A 15664-nucleotide genomic window follows, 5' to 3' on the forward strand; every position below is an offset into this window, starting at 1 on the left:
GCCTCACCAGGCTCGCTGGGTCTCCTCCGGCGCGGTGGGCGCCCAGCCGGCGGCCGGCTCCCCGTGGGCCAGCTCGCCGATCTCGCCCGAGCGGATGGCGGGCGTGTGGCCCAGCTCGGCGCAGTAGCGCTCGGCCACCCCGGCGCAGACCTCGGCGACCCGCTCCCGCTGGGCGGCGTCGACCAGACCCTCGCCGGCCAAGGCGGCCGTCATCTCGTACCGGAGATCCCGCATGCCCACCCCCGCGTCGGGGCGTACCCCCGCGACACGCCCCGCGCTGTCGATCCTAGGCGTCGCAGCCCCGCCCGACCCCGCGAACGCCGGACCCCGCCCCGCCCGCCCAGCCCCGTGGATCATGCGGTTGTGGTGCCCGTTCCGTACGGACACGCCGCCTTCGCGGGGCACCACAACCGCATGATCGGCGAGACCGGGGGCGGTTACCAGAACCGGCGGCGCTTGGCCTTCCGCGGGCGCAGGAGGTCGGCGCCCTTGGTGAGCAGCCGGGTCACCCCGGAGGGACCGCGACGGGCCTCCAGCGTGTGGCTGAGCCGGCGGGCGCCGGCCGCGGCCAGCGGCACGGCCACCGCCATCAACGCCCACTGGGCGATGCGCTTCTGGATCATGTGGGTTCACCTCCGTCAGTGGCTCCTGCGCAGAGTGATACCCAGCGTGACGACCAGGTAAGCGTCGGCGGGGCGGCGACGCCGGCGGGCACGCGACCGGGCCCGGGTGGACGCGGGCCCCCGGCGCGCCGGAGGCGCGACTCAGGTCGAGGGGGCGACCGGGTTGGGCAGCGCGCCGCCGAAGCGACGGTCGCGCTGCGCGTAGAGCTCGCAGGCGTACCAGAGGTGCCGGCGGTCGAAGTCCGGCCAGAGCGTGTCGAGGAAGACCAGCTCGGCGTACGCGCTCTGCCAGAGCAGGAAGTTGGAGGTCCGCTGCTCCCCGGAAGGGCGCAGGAAGAGGTCCACCTCCGGGACCTCGGGGTGGTACAGGTACCTCGCCACGGTCTTCTCGTTGACCTTGCCCGGGTCGAGCCGGCCGGCCGCCACGTCCCGGGCGATGGCCGCCGCGGCGTCGGCGATCTCCGCCTGCCCGCCGTAGTTCACGCAGAACTGCAGCGTGAGCGTCGAGTTGCCCCGCGACATCTCCTCGGCGGTCTGCAACTCGGAGATGACGCTCTTCCACAGCCGCCCCGCCCGCCCCGACCACACCACCCGGACGCCCAGGTCGACGAGCTGGTCGCGACGGCGGCGGATCACGTCCCGGTTGAAGCCCATGAGGAAGCGGACCTCGTCCGGCGAGCGCCGCCAGTTCTCGGTGGAGAAGGCGTACGCCGACAGGTACGGGATGCCCAGCTCGATGGCGCCCTCGATGGTGTCGAAGAGCGAGAACTCCCCCGCCTCGTGGCCCTTGGTGCGCGGCAGCCCGCGCTCCTTGGCCCAGCGGCCGTTGCCGTCCATCACCACGGCGACGTGCCGGGGCACCGCCTCGGGAGGCAGCGCCGGCGGCCGGGCACCCGACGGGTGCGGTGTCGGCGGCACCGGCTGACGCCGGTCGGCCCTCGCGGATCGGATCACTCGCTACTCCCTGACTCCCTGCTCGCGCCACCGGCGCCGGACTCCCTGCTCACGCCACCGGCGCTGGACGCCGGGGCGCCCCGGTCGACCAGCGGCAGCGAGCGTAGCGCGCGCTCCAGGTGCCACTGCAGGTGCGCCGCGACCAGGCCGCTGCACTCCCGGCGTACGGCCGCCTCCGCGGCGTCGGCGGTCCGCCAGTCGCCGCTGCTCAGCGCGGACATGAGGTCGACGGTGGCCGGGGCCGGGTGGGCCGCGCCGGGCGGGCGGCAGTCCGGGCAGACCACGCCGCCGGCCGGGACGGAGAAGGCGCGGTGCCGCCCCGGCGTGCCGCAGACCGCGCAGGCGACCAGCGCCGGGGCCCAGCCCGCGAGGGCCATCCCCCGCAGCAGGTACGCGTCGAGCACCAGGGTCGTGGCGTGGCCGCCCTCCGCGAGCGCCCGCAGCGCGCCGAGCGTGAGCTGGAACAGCCGCAGGGAGGGCTCCCGCTCGACCGGGGTGAGCCGTTCGGCGGTCTCCGCGATGGCGCTGGCGGCCGTGTAGCGGGGGTAGTCGCCGAGGAAGCGTTTGCCGTAGAGGTCGATCCCCTCGACCTGGCTCACGGTGTGCAGGGAGCTGCCCTGGTTGCCCTTCGGGTCGCCGGCGAGCTGGAGGTCGACGTGCCCGAACGGCTCCAGCCGGGCCCCGAACCTGCTGGTGGTGCGCCGCACCCCGCGGGCGACCGCCCGGATGCGCCCGTGCCGGCGGGTGAGCAGCGTGATGATCCGGTCGGACTCGCCGAGCTTCTGCACGCGCAGCACCACCGCGTCGTCGCGGTAGAGCTGACGGCGGTACCCGGCCATACGGGCATTCTCCCTCGGGGTCCGAAATCAGGGTCGGCTCGGGGTGCGGGGCCGGACGAACCCGGATGCGTCCCCGGCGGGGCCGGCCGTAGCGTGCTCGCCATGACCCTGCAAGCCACCACCGACGGCGTCCACCGCGACCCCGGGAACCGGCGCCGTGCCGCCGCCCCGGTCGCGCTCGGCGCGGCCGCCGCGCTCATCCTGCTCTCCGGGTGCGACAACCTGTCCTACCGGCGGCTGGACTTCGACAACACCGAGACCGCCCGGATCGACACGATCCGGGTGCTGCCCGGCGCGGGCGACGTCGTGGTGCGGGCGACGGGCCCCGAGTCGGAGGTGCGGATCAAGCGGGTGGTGCGCTACCAGGGCGCCGAGCCGGACGCGAAGTACGAGGTCAAGGGCAGCGAACTGGTCCTGGACACCGAGTGCGGCATGCGGTGCACCGTCTCGTACGAGGTGACCGCTCCCGCGGGCGTGGCCGTGAAGGGCGAGACCAGCTCGGGCGACGTCGAGCTGACCCACGTCGGCGCCGTGGAGCTCCAGGTGCGGTCGGGGGACGTCCGGCTGAGCGGCGCCACCGGCCCGGTACGGGTCGAGGCGAGTTCCGGCAACATCGACGTGTCCGAGGCCACCGGCGCGGTGACGCTGCGCGCCTCCTCCGGTGACATCTCCGCCCGCCGGGTCGAGGGCGCGCTGGACGCCGAGGCCCGGTCCGGCAACGTCGTCATCGAGATGGAGAAGCCGGCCTCCGTCCGGGCCCACGCCACCAGTGGCGACGTCGACGTCGTCGTACCGGCCGGCCCCTACCGGGTGCGTGCCCACGCCAACTCGGGCGACGAGCACGTGACGGTCACCAACGACCCGGCCGCCACGCTGATGCTGGACGTGAGCACCACCAGCGGCGACATCAACGTCGGCCAGCGGTGACCTCGGCCGTGACCGTCTCCGGCGTGGTCCGCTGCGCCGGAACCCGGTCCGCGTCCGGCCGTGCGGCGGCCGTCGCCGGCGGAGCGGACGTCGCCGGGCGTCGGCCGCCGGGGAGCAGTTCCGGTCGCCGCCGGGCGGCCAGGTCCTCCACCCACCCGACGGCCAGGGTCACGAGGCCGACCAGGGCGAAGACCAGCACCACCCGGATCGCCAGGCCGCGCGGGTCCTCGTGGGACCAACCCACCCCGTCGAACAGCGGGGTGAGCACCACCACGAACGGCATGTGCCAGAGGTAGATGGTCAGCGCGCGCCGGTTCAGCACGGTCACGGCCCGCCCGAACGGTGCGAACCGGTCGACCCACGCCGCACCGGAGGGCCCCCGTCCGAGCACGACCAGGATGAACGCCGCCGACCAGAGGGCGTTGCCGAGGTGGTTGTCGTTCAGGTCGAAGCCGCGGGGACCGGGGTGGGTGAGGATCCAGGCCCCGCCGGCCGCGGCGAGGGCCAGCGCCACGGGCACGAGCACCCGGTTGGCGAGCCGGCGCAGCATCCCCGCCTGGTGGGCGAAGCCCAGCATCCAGGCGCCGAAGTAGAGGCCGAACTCGCGGTACGGGCCGGGCGCCGTCGGCCACAGTCCCGACTCGATGACCACCAGCAGGACGTACGGCGCCAGCAGGGTGGGCAGCGGCGCCCGGCGGAAGAACCAGAGCGCGATCGGCGAGGCGAACACGAACCAGAGGTAGTCGCGCAGGTACCAGATGGGGCTGAGCGCCAACGCGCCCCAGTCGTTGGCCGGCGGGTCGGAGACCGGGAACAGCCACAGCAGGACGCGCGGCGTCAACGGCAGCCCGCTGAGCAGCATCGCCGGCACGACGACGGCGGCCAGCACCCACAGCGAGGGCAGCAGGCGACGCAGCCGGCGCAGGACGGCCGCCGACCCGGACCGGGCCAGCGAGGTGGCCATCAGCGACCCGGCCAGCGCGAACATGACCGACATCGCCGGAAACACCAGGGTCAGCGAGGCGAGGCCGGTCACGTGGTAGACGACGACGCGGACGATGGCCAGGAAGCGGAGCAGGTCCAGGTATCTGTTTCGCATCAGCCTGCATCTGGTCGGGGGCGCGACGGATCTCTCCTACCCTCCGCCCCGCGGCCGGCAAACGGCCAGACTCCCCATCCAGAGGTGAAAAGGCCCATAGCAGGGACCGATCCGGATCACCGTGGCCGCCGTCCGGGTCGCGTCCGCCGACCCGATGACCGATGCCGATCAGCTGTTCGGACGGGCCGCCCGGCCGATCGTCGAGCGAACCTGTCGCGCCGGCGTCAGAAGCCGAGCTTGCGCAGCTGCTTCGGGTCGCGCTGCCAGTCCTTGGCCACACGGACGTGCAGGTCGAGGTAGACCCGCGTGCCGAGCAGCTCCTCGATCTGGCGGCGGGCCGTGGCGCCCACCTCCTTGAGCCTGCTGCCCCGGTGGCCGATCACGATCGCCTTCTGGCTGGGCCGCTCGACGTACACGTCGGCGTAGATCCGCATGAGCTGGCCCTCGGGGATCATCTCCTCCACCACCACGGCGATGGAGTGTGGCAGCTCGTCGCGGACCCCCTCCAGCGCCGCCTCCCGGATCAGCTCGGCGACCAGCACCTGCTCGGGGTCGTCGGTGAGCATGTCGTCCGGGTAGAGCTGCGGGGAGGCCGGCAGGTAGCCGGTCATCACGTCCACCAGGGTGTCGATCTGGTGCCCGGAGACGGCGCTCACCGGCACCACGTCGGCGAACTCGCCCAGCTGGCTCACCGCGAGCAGTTGCTCGGCGAGCCGCTGCCGGTCCACGAGGTCGGTCTTCGTGACGACGGCCAGCACGGTGGCCTTCAGCTCGGCCAGCTCGCCGCTGATGAACCGGTCACCCCGCCCGACCGGCTCGTCGGCGGGGATGCACAGCCCGATGACGTCGACCTCGCTCCAGGTCTGCCGGACGAGGTCGTTGAGACGCTCGCCGAGCAGCGTCCGGGGGCGGTGCAGGCCGGGGGTGTCGACGAGGACGAGCTGCGAGTCCGGCCGGTGCAGGACGGCCCGGATGACGTGGCGGGTCGTCTGCGGCTTGTTCGAGGTGATCGCGATCTTCTGGCCGACGATGGCGTTCGTCAGCGTGGACTTGCCGGCGTTGGGCCGGCCCACGAAGCAGGCGAAACCGGCCCGGTAGGGGCGCTCCTGCGGGCTGCCGGTCACTCGACCACCGTGCCGAGGACGGCCCCGTCGGGCGCGGCCACGTGGATCGGCGCGTCGGTGGCGAGGTCACGGACGGCGGCGTGGCCGGCGCCGTCGAGCGTCGACGCCTCGGTGACGACCGCGGCGGCCTCCAGCCGGGTCGCGCCGGCGGCGACCGCCGAGGCCACCGCCAACTGGAGCGCGGTGAGGGTCAGCGAGGGCAGCGCCACGCTGGCCGCCGCGTACGTCCGGCCGTCCTGGTCGCGGACCGCCGCGCCCTCCACGGCTCCCACCCGGCCCCGGGCGCCGCGGGCCAGGACGACCAGCTTGGCGTCCTCGGCGCTCAGCTCGACCGGTGCGGCCGGGGTGGGCCGGGCGGCGGGTGCGGCGGGCGACTCAGGCATCGGCGGGTTGCCTCTCCTCGATCTGGTTCTCGGTGCCCCGGGACTCGGTGCGCCCCGGGCTCTGCTGCTCGTCGGCCGGCTCGACGCGGCTCACGAGCACGGTGTCGATGCGGTTGCGCCGGCCCGTGGTGCCCTCGGCGAGCAGCCGCAGACCGGCCACCTCGACCCGGGCCCCGGGAATCGGCACCCGACCCAGGGACTGGGCCAGCAGGCCGCCGACCGTCTCCACCTCGTCGGTGGGCAGCTCGGTGTCGAACAGCTCGCCCAGGTCCTCCACGGGAAGCCGGGCGGTGACCCGCACCGACCCGTCCTCCAGCCGCTCGACCGGCGGGCGCTCGACATCGTACTCGTCGGTGATCTCGCCGACGATCTCCTCGAGGATGTCCTCGATGGTGACGAGGCCGCCGGTGCCGCCGTACTCGTCGACGACGATGACCAGGTGGTTGCGGGCGGCCTGCATCTCCGAGAGGAGGTCGTCGACGGGCTTGGACTCCGGCACGAAGGTGGCCGGGCGCATCAGCTCGGAGACCGGCAGCTGCTCGGCGGCCGGGTCGCCGCCGCGCACCCGCCGGATCAGGTCCTTGAGGTAGAGCACGCCCAGCACGTCGTCCACGCTCTCGCCGATCACCGGGATGCGGGAGAACCCGGAGCGCAGGAACAGCGCCAGGGCCTGGGAGAGCGTCTTGCCCTCCTCGATCCACACCATCTCGGTACGCGGCACCATCACCTCCCGGGCGATGGTGTCGCCGAGGGCGAAGACGGAGTGGATCATCTGCCGCTCGCCGTGCTCCACCACGCCGCGCTGCTCGGCGAGGTCGACCAGCTCGCGCAGCTCGACCTGGGTGCCGAACGGGCCCTCGGGGAAACCGCGCCCCGGCGTCACCGCGTTGCCGATGAGGATCAGCAGCGAGGCGAGCGGGTTCAGGGCACGCCCGAGCCAGCGGACCAGCGGCGCCACGGCCCGGCCCACGGGATAGGCGTGCTGCCGGCCGAGGGTACGCGGGGCGACCCCGACGACCACGAAACTGACCACGGTCATCGCGCCCGCGGTGACGAGCGCCGCCCGCCACCCCGCGCCGAACGTGTCGACGGCGACCAGCGCCACGAGGGTGGTGGCCGTCAGCTCGGCGAGCAGCCGCAGCAGCAGGAGCAGGTTGAGGTGCCGGACCACGTCGCCCGCGACGACCTGCAACGCCCGGGCGCCGCGCGCGCCGTCGCGGGCCAGTTCGGCGGCCCGGGCCGGCGAGACCGTGGCGAGCGCCGCCTCGGTCATCGCGATCAGCCCGGCGAGCACCACCAGACCGGCGGCGAAGACGATGAGTTGCAGGTCCGGGAGGCCGGCGGTGGCGCCGGCTGCGGACGCCTGGACGGACATCACTGTGACCGGCTCGACCGCCAGCTGGACAGCAGTCGGGCCTGGAGCGCGAACATCTCCCGCTCCTCCTCAGGCTCGGCGTGGTCGTACCCGAGCAGGTGCAGCACCCCGTGCACGGTCAGCAGGTGCAGCTCGTCCGCGGCCGAGTGGCCCGCGGTCGCCGCCTGCTTGGCCGCCACCTCGGGGCAGAGCACGATGTCACCGAGGAGGGCCGGCTCGCCGGAGGCCGGGGCGCTCTCCCCGGGCCCGTGGTCGACGCTGCCCTCGTCCATGGGGAACGCGAGCACGTCGGTCGGCCCGTCGCCCCCCATCCAGCGGTGGTTCAGCTCGGTCATGTAGTCGACGTCGACCAGCAGCACGGAGAGCTCGGCGAGGGGGTTGACCCCCATCTCGTCGAGGGCGTGGCGGGCGACGGCGAGCACGGCGTCGGTGTCGACCTCGACACCGGACTCGTTGGCGATCTCGATGGACAACTGGATTCCCCTGATCTAGCGGCGCCGGCCGGACCGGCCGCCCTCGGCGGCGCGCCCCGGCACGGCGTGCACGCTCTTCGCCTGCTGGTTCTCCCGCTCGGCGTCCCAGCGGGCGTACGCGTCGACGATCTCGCCGACGAGCCGGTGCCGTACGACGTCGGAGCTGGACATCTGGGCGAAGTGGACGTCGTCCACGTTCGCCAGGATGTCCCGGACCACGCGCAGGCCGCTGGTCGTACCGCCGGGCAGGTCGACCTGGGTCACGTCACCGGTCACGACGATCTTGGAACCGAAGCCGAGCCGGGTGAGGAACATCTTCATCTGCTCGGGCGTCGTGTTCTGCGCCTCGTCGAGGATGATGAACGCGTCGTTCAGCGTCCGACCCCGCATGTACGCCAGCGGCGCGACCTCGATCGTGCCGGCCGCCATGAGCTTCGGGATCGAGTCGGGGTCGAGCATGTCGTGCAGCGCGTCGTAGAGCGGCCGCAGGTACGGGTCGATCTTCTCGTTGAGCGTGCCGGGCAGGAACCCGAGCCGCTCCCCCGCCTCGACGGCCGGGCGCGTGAGGATGATCCGGTTGACCTGCTTGGCCTGGAGCGCCTGCACGGCCTTCGCCATGGCGAGGTAGGTCTTGCCGGTACCGGCCGGGCCGATGCCGAAGACGATGGTGTGCGAGTCGATGGCGTCGACGTAGCGCTTCTGCCCGAGGGTCTTGGGACGGATGGTGCGTCCGCGCCGGGAGAGGATGTTGAGCGTCAGGACGTCGGCGGGCCGCTCGGTGCTGCCCTGCTCGAGCATGCCGACGGTACGCCGGACGGCGTCAGTGGTCAGCGTTTCGCCTTTCTCGATGAGTTCGAGCAGCTCGGTGAAGAGGCGCTCGGCGAGGGCGTTGTCCGCGGGCGCACCGGAGATGGTGATCTCGTTACCCCGGACGTGCACGTCACTGTTGACCGAGCGTTCGACGAGTCGCAGGATCTCGTCACCCGCACCGAGCAGATTGACCATGATCTTCGGATCGGGGACCGTGATCCTGGTCTGCACCTGGGGCGGGCCGGGAGGTGGGGTGCCGGTCATAGATCGGGCCGAGAGGCCCTGTGCCACCTGCTCTCGATCTCGGCGCCGGCCCTGCTGGCGCGGCGTACGGACGTTCCATCCATCGTATCGGTTCAACAGCCGCGGCACCGTGCGCATTTCGCCCCCGTCGACCCGCCCGCAGCTCCGGGGCGAAATGCGACAAAGACGACGTCCGGCGGGCCGGATCACGGGCCGGCCCGCCGGGCTGGCGTCACTCTCCGGCGCGGAAGTCGTACCGCTCGAAGGTCTCCTGGTTGCGGGTGAACCGGTACGTCGCCCAGTGCATCCGCACCACCGCGCCGTGCTCGTCGCGGGTCAGCCGCAGCAGCTCGCCGACCTCCCGGCCGGAGACCGTGCGGAACACGTCCGGCTGGTCGGGCACCGGCGCGAAGACCGCCGGCGGCCGGCCCGGCGGGTCGCCGGCGCCGCGTGCCCGCAACGACCCGTCGTGCCAGGTGAAGACGTACTCGTACCCCTCGCCCCACCAGCGGCCCAGGACGCCCCGCAGTCCGGCGGGCGCCGGCGGGCCCGGCCGCCACGGCTCGATGTCGGCCGGGTCGTGCTCCACGGCCGCGGCGAGCAGCCGGTGGGGCAGGTCCAGCGCCTCCGCGGCGGTGCCGGAGGAGACGAGCACGGCGGCGCCCATCGCCCCGGGCGTGCCCTCCCCGCCGCGCCGGCCGTAGACGCCGGCCAGGAAGCCCGGCATCGCGCCGTCGTGCCCCACGTGCACCACGCGCTCGCCCTGCGGCACGAGGATCAGCCCGAGCCCGAAGCCGCCGGTCCAGAGGGTCTCGTCGGTCACCGTGACCGGCCAGCGCATCTCGTCGAGGGTCGCCGCGGCGAGCACCGCGCCGGCCGGGTCCACGGCCGCCGGGTCGGCCAGGAACGCGGCCCAGCGGGCCATGTCCCCGGCCGTGCTCCAGAGCTGGGCGGCGGGCCCCACGGCGGAAAAGTCGGTGGGCGGCTCCGGGTGCGCCTCGTCGGAGTACGCGTCCACGAGGAACCCGGTGGCGGCGGTCGGCCCGGGGGTGACCGTCGTGGCGGTCAGCCCCAGCGGTGCCAGCACCCGGTCGTCGAGCACCTCGGCCCAGGTGCCGCCACGCAGCCGCCCGACCAGTTGCCCGAGCAGCGCCAGGCCGAGGTTCGAGTAGTGGAAGCGGCGGGCCGGTGGCAGCACCCGCTCGGCCCGGGCCAGGTCGGCCAGGAGCTGGTCGGCGTCCGGGGGGCTCAGCGTGTCCCACACGTCGCCGTACGGCTCCCGTTGCAGACCGGCCGTGTGCGACAGCAGCCGCCGCACGGTCAGCTCGCCGTGCGCCGGCAGCTCCAGGTGCCGGCCCACCGGGTCGTCCAGGTCGAGCAGACCGTCGTCGCGGCACTGCATCGTGAGCACGGCCGTGAAGGTCTTGGTGACCGAGCCGATGCGGAACTGGGTTCCGGGATCGAGCGGCCGGTCGGTGCCGGTGTCGCCGACCGTGCAGGTCCACAGCGGGCGGTCGGCCCGGTGCAGCGCCGCCGACACCGCGGGGATCCGGGCGTCCGCCTGGACCCGGCGCACCATCCGGTCCAGCCGGTCCGTCGGGACGCTCACGCGAGGTTCCGTGCCAGCATCGGGCCCAGCGGTGCGCCGCCGAGCAGGTGCGCGTGCACGTGGAACACCTCCTGGCCGGCGTACGCCCCGGTGTTGAACATCAGCCGGAAGCCGTCGCCGAGCAGACCCTCGTCCTCGGCCACGGCGGTGGCCGTGGCGAGCACCTCACCGGCCAGCGCCGGGTCGCCCTGCGCGAGCGTGGCGACGTCGGCGTAGTGCTCCTTCGGGATCACCAGCACGTGCACGGGCGCCTGCGGGCTGATGTCGCGGAAGGCGAGGGTGGTGGGCGTTTCCCGGACGACGGTCGCGGGGATCTCCCCGGCGACGATGCGGCAGAACAGGCAGTCGGATCCCATCCGCGCAGTGTAAGGGCCTCCCCGCCGGCGCTCCCGGGACGGGAAGGGCCCCTCGTCGGCGGCGCCGACCCCGTCCGGCAGGATGGCGCGCGTGACTTCACGGGCGGTACTGGTGACGGGAGGCTCGCGCGGCATCGGGCGGGCCGTGGTGAGGGCGTTCGCGGCCGGCGGCGACCGGGTGGCGATCCACCACCGGGACTCGGCGAAGCTCGCCGACGAGCTGCGGGCGGAGCTGCCCGGCGAGGGCCACGTGGTGGTCCGGGCCGACCTCGCCGACCCGGACGCCGTCAAGGCGATGGTGGACGAGGCCGCCGGGCTGCTCGGCGGGCTGGACGTGCTCGTGAACAACGCGGGCGTGTTCGGGCCCGCCGACCCGCCGCACCCGGTCTTCGGCAGCAGCTACGAGCAGTGGCGGCAGCGCTGGCGCGAGGTGCTCGACACGAACCTGCTCGGCGCGGCCAACGCCGCCTGGTGCGCCGCGCAGCACATGCGCGACCGGGGTGGCCGGATCGTCAACGTCTCGTCCCGGGGCGCGTTCCGCGGTGAGCCGGCCAACCCCGCGTACGGGGCGAGCAAGGCGGGGATGAACGCCATGGCCCAGTCGTTGGCGGTGGCGCTGGCCCCGTACGGCATCGCGGTGGCCACCGTCGCGCCCGGCTTCGTCGAGACCGACATGACCAACGAGCACCTGAAGGCCGAGCGGGGCGCGGCCGTCCGGGCGCAGAGTCCGTTCAACCGGGTGGCCCGCCCGGAGGAGATCGCCGCGGCGGTCCACTGGCTCGCCTCCCCCGAGGCGGAGTGGGCCTCCGGCACCATCGTCGACCTCAACGGCGCGTCCTACCTGCGCACCTGACCCGCACCCGGCCCGGGCGGACGGGTCACCAGCGGGAGAGGCGGGTGGCCAGCACGCTCAGGGCGGCGACGCCGGCCGTCGAGGTGCGCAGGACCGACGGGCCGAGGCGTACGGGGCGGGCGCCGGCCGCCGCGAACGCCTCCAGCTCGGCCGGGGCGATGCCGCCCTCCGGGCCGACCACCAGCACGATCTCACCGGTGTCGGGCAGCGGCGCGGTGGTCAGCCGGTCGTCGGCCTCCTCGTGCAGCACGAACGCGCCCGCGGCCCCGCCGATGCGCCGGGCCACCCGGTCGGTCGACTCGTCGGGCGACCCGGCCACCACGGGCAGCCACGGCCGCCGGGCCTGCTTGGCCGCCTCCCGGGCGGTCGCCACCCACTTCTCCCGGGCGCGTACGCCCCGGTCGCCGCGCCACTGCGCGACCGAGCGGGACGCCGCCCACGGCACGATCTCGTCGACCCCGACCTCGGTCATCGCCTGCACGGCCAGCTCGCCCCGGTCACCCTTGGCGATGCCCTGCACCACGACGAGCCGCGGGACGGGCGCGTCCACGTACCCCCGGGAGGTCAGCTCCAGTTCCAGGCTGCCCCGGCCGACGGCGGTGACCACGGCGGTGGCCGTGCCGCCCCGGCCGTCGGCGAGCAGCAGTTCCTCGCCCACCCGCAGCCGTTGCACGGTGGCCGCGTGGTGCCCCTCGGGACCGCCGAGGGTCAGCGAGTTGGCGGTGGGCAGCGAGTCGACCAGGAAGAGCGGCGCGGACACGGTCAACAGGCTAGCCGCCGCGGCACGGGCCGGGACGGCGAGCCGGCCGCTCAGGCGTGGCCGTTGAAGGCGTCCCGCATCCGGGAGAAGAAGCCGCCCTGCTTGGTCAGCTCGGCGACCTCCTCGCCCCGGGTCTTGGCGAACTCGCGCAGCATGCGCTCCTGATCGGCGTCGAGCTTGGTGGGCGTCCGCACGTCGAGGTGGACGTAGAGGTCGCCCCGGCCGGTGCCGCGCAGGTGCGGCACGCCCCGCGCGCGCAGCCGCAGCGTGCTGCCCGGCTGGGTGCCGGGCTTGACGTCGACGGTCTCCTCGCTGTCCAGCGTCTTGATGGTCAGCCGGGTGCCCAGCGCGGCCGCCGTCATCGGCACCGTGACGCGGCAGTGCAGGTCGTCGCCCTTGCGGGAGTACACGTCGTGCGGGCGCTCGTGGATCTCCACGTAGAGGTCGCCGGCGGTGCCACCGCCCGGACCCACCTCGCCCTGCTGGGCCAGGCGGATCCGCATCCCGTCCTCGACGCCGGCCGGGATCTTCACGGTCAGCGAACGCCGGGTGCGTACCCGGCCGTCGCCCGCGCAGGTCGGGCAGGGGTGCGGGATGGTGGTGCCGTACCCCTGGCAGACGGTGCAGGGCCGGGCGGAGACGACCTGGCCGAGGAAGGTGCGCTGGACCGACTGCACCTCGCCGCGGCCCCCGCACGCCTCGCAGGTGGCCAGGTGGGTGCCCGCGGCGGTTCCCGCGCCGGAGCAGGTGGTGCACAGGACGGCGGTGTCGACGGTGATGGGCGCCTCGACGCCGAACGCGGTCTCGTGCAGGTCCAGTTCCAGGCGCAGGATGGCGTCGGCGCCGGGGCGGGTACGCGGCCGGGGACCGCGCGAGCCTCCGGCGGCGCCGCCGAAGAACGCGTCCATGATGTCCTGGAACCCGACGAACGGACCGGCGCCGCCGGGGCCGCCCGCGCCACCGGGACCGCCGCCGCCCGGAGCGAGCGGGTCGCCGCCGAGGTCGACGATCTGCCGCTTCCGGTCGTCCGAGAGGACCTCGTACGCGGCGTTGATGTCCTTGAACTTCTCCTGGGCCTCCGGGTCCGGATTGACGTCCGGGTGGTACTTGCGCGCCAGCTTGCGGTAGGCGCGCTTGATCTCGTCGTCGGAGGCGTCCCGGCTCACGCCGAGAATGCCGTAGTAGTCCCTGGCCACTGCGTTCCGTGTCCTCATGTTCGTCTCGCGTTGCGCCGGCCGCCGGCGGCAAGCCCGCCGGACGGTACTGCCTAGTTCTGGGCCAGCAGGTCGCCCACGTAGCGTGCCACGGCCCTCACCGTGGCGATGGTGCCGGGGTAGTCCATCCGGGTCGGCCCCAGCACACCGAGACCACCGACGATCGTCGAGCCCGGCCCGTAGCCGGTGCTCACCACGGAGGCGGCGCGCAGGTTGTCGATCTCGTTCTCGTCGCCGATACGGACGCGCATCGTGCTCGGCTCGACCTCGCCGATCAGCTTGAGCAGCACGACCTCCTCCTCGAGGGCCTCGAGGATCGGTCGCAGCGAGCCCTGGAAGTCGAGCAGCCCGCTGCGGGCCAGGTTGGCCGTGCCGGCCAACGCGATCCGCTCCTCGTGCCGCTCGACCAGCGTCTCCAGCAGCACGCTGGAGAGCGCGGCCATGGCCGGCCGCCGGTCGGGGCTGGCCTCGTCGACCAGCGCCTGCACCAGCGGCGGCGTCTCGGACAGGCGGGTGCCGACCAGCTTCTCGTTGACCAGCCGGCGCATGTCGGTGACGTCGTCGGCGAGGATCGGCGCCGGCATCTCCACGAGCCGCTGCTCGACCCGGCCGGTGTCGGCGATCATGACGAGCATCAGCCGCGTGGTGGAGATCGGCACCAGCTCCAGGTGCCGGACCGACGAGCGGGCGAGGCTCGGGTACTGCACGACGGCCACCTGCCGGGTCAGCTGGGCCAGCAGGCGCACCGTGCGGTGCACCACGTCGTCGAGGTCGACCGCGCCGACCAGGAAGCGCTCGATGGCCCGGCGCTCGGCCGGGCTGAGCGGCTTGACCTTCGACAGGCGGTCGACGAAGAGCCGGTAGCCGCGGTCGGTGGGCACCCGTCCGGCGCTGGTGTGCGGCTGCCGGATGTAGCCCTCCTCCTCGAGCACCGCCATGTCGTTGCGGACCGTCGCCGGGGAGACCCCGAGTTGGTGCCGCTCGACCAGCGCTCGGCTGCCGACCGGCTCCTGGGTCGCGACGTAGTCCTCGACGATCGCGCGGAGCACGGCGAGCTTGCGGTCGTCGAGACCCATCCTCCCCACCTCCTACGCGCATCGGCCCCCGGCGCTCGGCACCGCGGGCGGCGTTCCTGGCACTCGACTGTAGCGAGTGCCAGTCTACGTCGGCGGGGCCGCCGACGCGATGATCAACGACGCACCGTCGGTGCGCCCCCGGCCACGTCACGGCGCCCGGCGCCTCCGGTCGCACTCGGCCGAACGGCCGGTCCGACCCGGCGGTGTCGCCCTGGCGTGCCGTTGCGGACGGCCCCTACCGTGACGTCCATGACTGAACCACCTCGCCCTCCCGGCGGTGGTCACCCCGACGAACACCCGTCGGACCCGACCCAGCCGCCGGCAGCACCCGGCCCGTCCGCCGCGGACGAGCCGCCCACCGCACCACTGTCCGGCGCGCCGGGACCGGCTGGCTATCCCCCGCCCGGTGGCTATCCGCCGCCCGCCGGGGACCAGCCGCCGTCCGGCGGCTATCCCCCACCGGGCGGCTATCCCCCACCGGGCGGGTACCCGCCGCCGGGCCCCGGCTACCCGCCACCGGGAGCGGGCTACCCGGCCGGCGGCTACGGCCCGCCCGCCGGTTACGCCAACAACGAGGACAAGACGTGGGCCCTGGTCGCCCACTTCGGCGGTGCCGTCGGCGCCCTGATCAGCTTCGGCCCGCTCGGCTTCGTCGGCCCGCTGATCGCCTACCTGGCCCGCGGGCAGCAGTCCCCGACCGTACGGGCGCACGCGGTGGCCGCGCTGAACTTCCAGATCCTGTGGTCGGCCATCGCCTTCGTCCTGCTCTTCGTGAGCTGGTGCCTGCTGTTCCTGCCGAGCATCGCCGTCGTGGTGATCCAGATCGTGTTCGGCATCGTCGCCGGCATGCGGGCCAACGAGGGCACGACCTACCGCTACCCGATGTCGGCGAGCTTCATCAAGTGACCTCGGTCGGCCGCTCCCCCGGCCGGCCGGAGCCCGGCCG

General features: G+C 74.0%; 18 protein-coding genes. 3 read left to right on the plus strand and 15 right to left on the minus strand.

What is annotated here, in order from left to right; genetic code table 11:
* Window positions 1-3 precede the first annotated feature (3 nt).
* The 4 genes from D7I43_RS25475 to recO form a co-directional block, all read right to left on the minus strand.
* Window positions 4-234: a thioredoxin reductase gene (locus D7I43_RS25475; RefSeq protein WP_120331171.1), complete on the minus strand. Its 231-nt coding sequence runs from the start codon at window positions 232-234 to the stop codon at window positions 4-6.
* Between the two features lie 203 nt (window positions 235-437).
* A complete protein-coding gene (locus tag D7I43_RS25480; RefSeq protein WP_120331102.1) occupies window positions 438-623 on the minus strand; it encodes a hypothetical protein in 186 nt (61 codons plus the stop codon).
* A 141-nt stretch (window positions 624-764) separates the two neighbouring features.
* A complete protein-coding gene (locus tag D7I43_RS25485; protein ID WP_192902272.1) occupies window positions 765-1541 on the minus strand; it encodes an isoprenyl transferase in 777 nt (258 codons plus the stop codon).
* Window positions 1542-1573: 32 nt separating this feature from the next.
* A complete protein-coding gene (gene recO / locus D7I43_RS25490; RefSeq protein ID WP_120331104.1) occupies window positions 1574-2416 on the minus strand; it encodes a DNA repair protein RecO in 843 nt (280 codons plus the stop codon).
* 102 nt (window positions 2417-2518) lie between these two features.
* Here recO and D7I43_RS25495 point away from each other — a divergent pair, with 102 nt between their 5' ends.
* Window positions 2519-3343, plus strand: a complete 825-nt coding sequence (locus D7I43_RS25495; protein ID WP_120331172.1) for a DUF4097 family beta strand repeat-containing protein — start codon at window positions 2519-2521, stop codon at window positions 3341-3343.
* Here D7I43_RS25495 and D7I43_RS25500 read toward each other — a convergent pair.
* The 8 genes from D7I43_RS25500 to D7I43_RS25535 all read right to left on the minus strand — a co-directional run bounded on the left by D7I43_RS25500 (window position 3324) and on the right by D7I43_RS25535 (window position 10815).
* Window positions 3324-4442 carry an acyltransferase family protein gene (locus tag D7I43_RS25500; RefSeq protein WP_120331105.1) on the minus strand — a complete coding sequence of 373 codons (1119 nt, stop codon included), beginning with the start codon at window positions 4440-4442 and terminating at the stop codon, window positions 3324-3326. The two genes, D7I43_RS25495 and D7I43_RS25500, sit on opposite strands and share 20 nt — an antisense overlap.
* A 224-nt stretch (window positions 4443-4666) precedes the next feature.
* Window positions 4667-5566 (minus strand): GTPase Era, encoded by a 900-nt coding sequence (gene era / locus D7I43_RS25505; RefSeq protein ID WP_120331106.1) that lies wholly within the window; start codon window positions 5564-5566, stop codon window positions 4667-4669.
* Window positions 5563-5949, minus strand: a complete 387-nt coding sequence (locus D7I43_RS25510; protein WP_120331107.1) for a cytidine deaminase — start codon at window positions 5947-5949, stop codon at window positions 5563-5565. Before D7I43_RS25510 ends, era begins: the two co-directional genes overlap by 4 nt.
* On the minus strand, window positions 5942-7348 hold the full coding sequence (locus tag D7I43_RS25515; protein WP_192902273.1) for a hemolysin family protein: 1407 nt from the start codon (window positions 7346-7348) through the stop codon (window positions 5942-5944). Before D7I43_RS25515 ends, D7I43_RS25510 begins: the two co-directional genes overlap by 8 nt.
* On the minus strand, window positions 7324-7797 hold the full coding sequence (gene ybeY, locus D7I43_RS25520; RefSeq protein ID WP_120331109.1) for an rRNA maturation RNase YbeY: 474 nt from the start codon (window positions 7795-7797) through the stop codon (window positions 7324-7326). Before ybeY ends, D7I43_RS25515 begins: the two co-directional genes overlap by 25 nt.
* Window positions 7798-7812: 15 nt before the next feature.
* Window positions 7813-8871, minus strand: coding sequence for a PhoH family protein (locus D7I43_RS25525; protein WP_120331110.1), 1059 nt, complete (start codon window positions 8869-8871; stop codon window positions 7813-7815).
* Between the two features lie 211 nt (window positions 8872-9082).
* Complete coding sequence (locus D7I43_RS25530; protein ID WP_192902274.1) at window positions 9083-10429, minus strand: serine hydrolase domain-containing protein; 1347 nt, start codon at window positions 10427-10429, stop codon at window positions 9083-9085.
* Between the two features lie 26 nt (window positions 10430-10455).
* The gene (locus D7I43_RS25535) at window positions 10456-10815 is read right to left on the minus strand and encodes a histidine triad nucleotide-binding protein (protein ID WP_120331112.1); all 360 of its coding nucleotides are present in this window, start codon (window positions 10813-10815) and stop codon (window positions 10456-10458) included.
* 91 nt (window positions 10816-10906) lie between these two features.
* Here D7I43_RS25535 and D7I43_RS25540 point away from each other — a divergent pair, with 91 nt between their 5' ends.
* Window positions 10907-11668 carry an SDR family NAD(P)-dependent oxidoreductase gene (locus D7I43_RS25540; RefSeq protein WP_120331113.1) on the plus strand — a complete coding sequence of 254 codons (762 nt, stop codon included), beginning with the start codon at window positions 10907-10909 and terminating at the stop codon, window positions 11666-11668.
* 25 nt (window positions 11669-11693) lie between these two features.
* On the opposite strand, the gene D7I43_RS25545 is transcribed toward D7I43_RS25540, so the two are convergent.
* From D7I43_RS25545 to hrcA, 3 genes are all read right to left on the minus strand, one after another.
* Window positions 11694-12428 carry a 16S rRNA (uracil(1498)-N(3))-methyltransferase gene (locus D7I43_RS25545; protein WP_120331114.1) on the minus strand — a complete coding sequence of 245 codons (735 nt, stop codon included), beginning with the start codon at window positions 12426-12428 and terminating at the stop codon, window positions 11694-11696.
* A gap of 50 nt (window positions 12429-12478) precedes the next feature.
* Window positions 12479-13624: a molecular chaperone DnaJ gene (gene dnaJ, locus D7I43_RS25550; protein ID WP_192902275.1), complete on the minus strand. Its 1146-nt coding sequence runs from the start codon at window positions 13622-13624 to the stop codon at window positions 12479-12481.
* Window positions 13625-13695: 71 nt separating this feature from the next.
* Window positions 13696-14718 carry a heat-inducible transcriptional repressor HrcA gene (gene hrcA, locus D7I43_RS25555; protein WP_120331116.1) on the minus strand — a complete coding sequence of 341 codons (1023 nt, stop codon included), beginning with the start codon at window positions 14716-14718 and terminating at the stop codon, window positions 13696-13698.
* Between the two features lie 249 nt (window positions 14719-14967).
* On the opposite strand from hrcA, the gene D7I43_RS25560 reads away from it, so the two are divergent.
* Window positions 14968-15624: a DUF4870 domain-containing protein gene (locus D7I43_RS25560; RefSeq protein ID WP_120331117.1), complete on the plus strand. Its 657-nt coding sequence runs from the start codon at window positions 14968-14970 to the stop codon at window positions 15622-15624.
* The last annotated feature ends 40 nt before the right edge of the window (window positions 15625-15664 follow it).

The sequence above is a fragment of the Micromonospora globbae genome (assembly GCF_003610785.1).
GTDB lineage: Bacteria > Actinomycetota > Actinomycetes > Mycobacteriales > Micromonosporaceae > Micromonospora > Micromonospora globbae.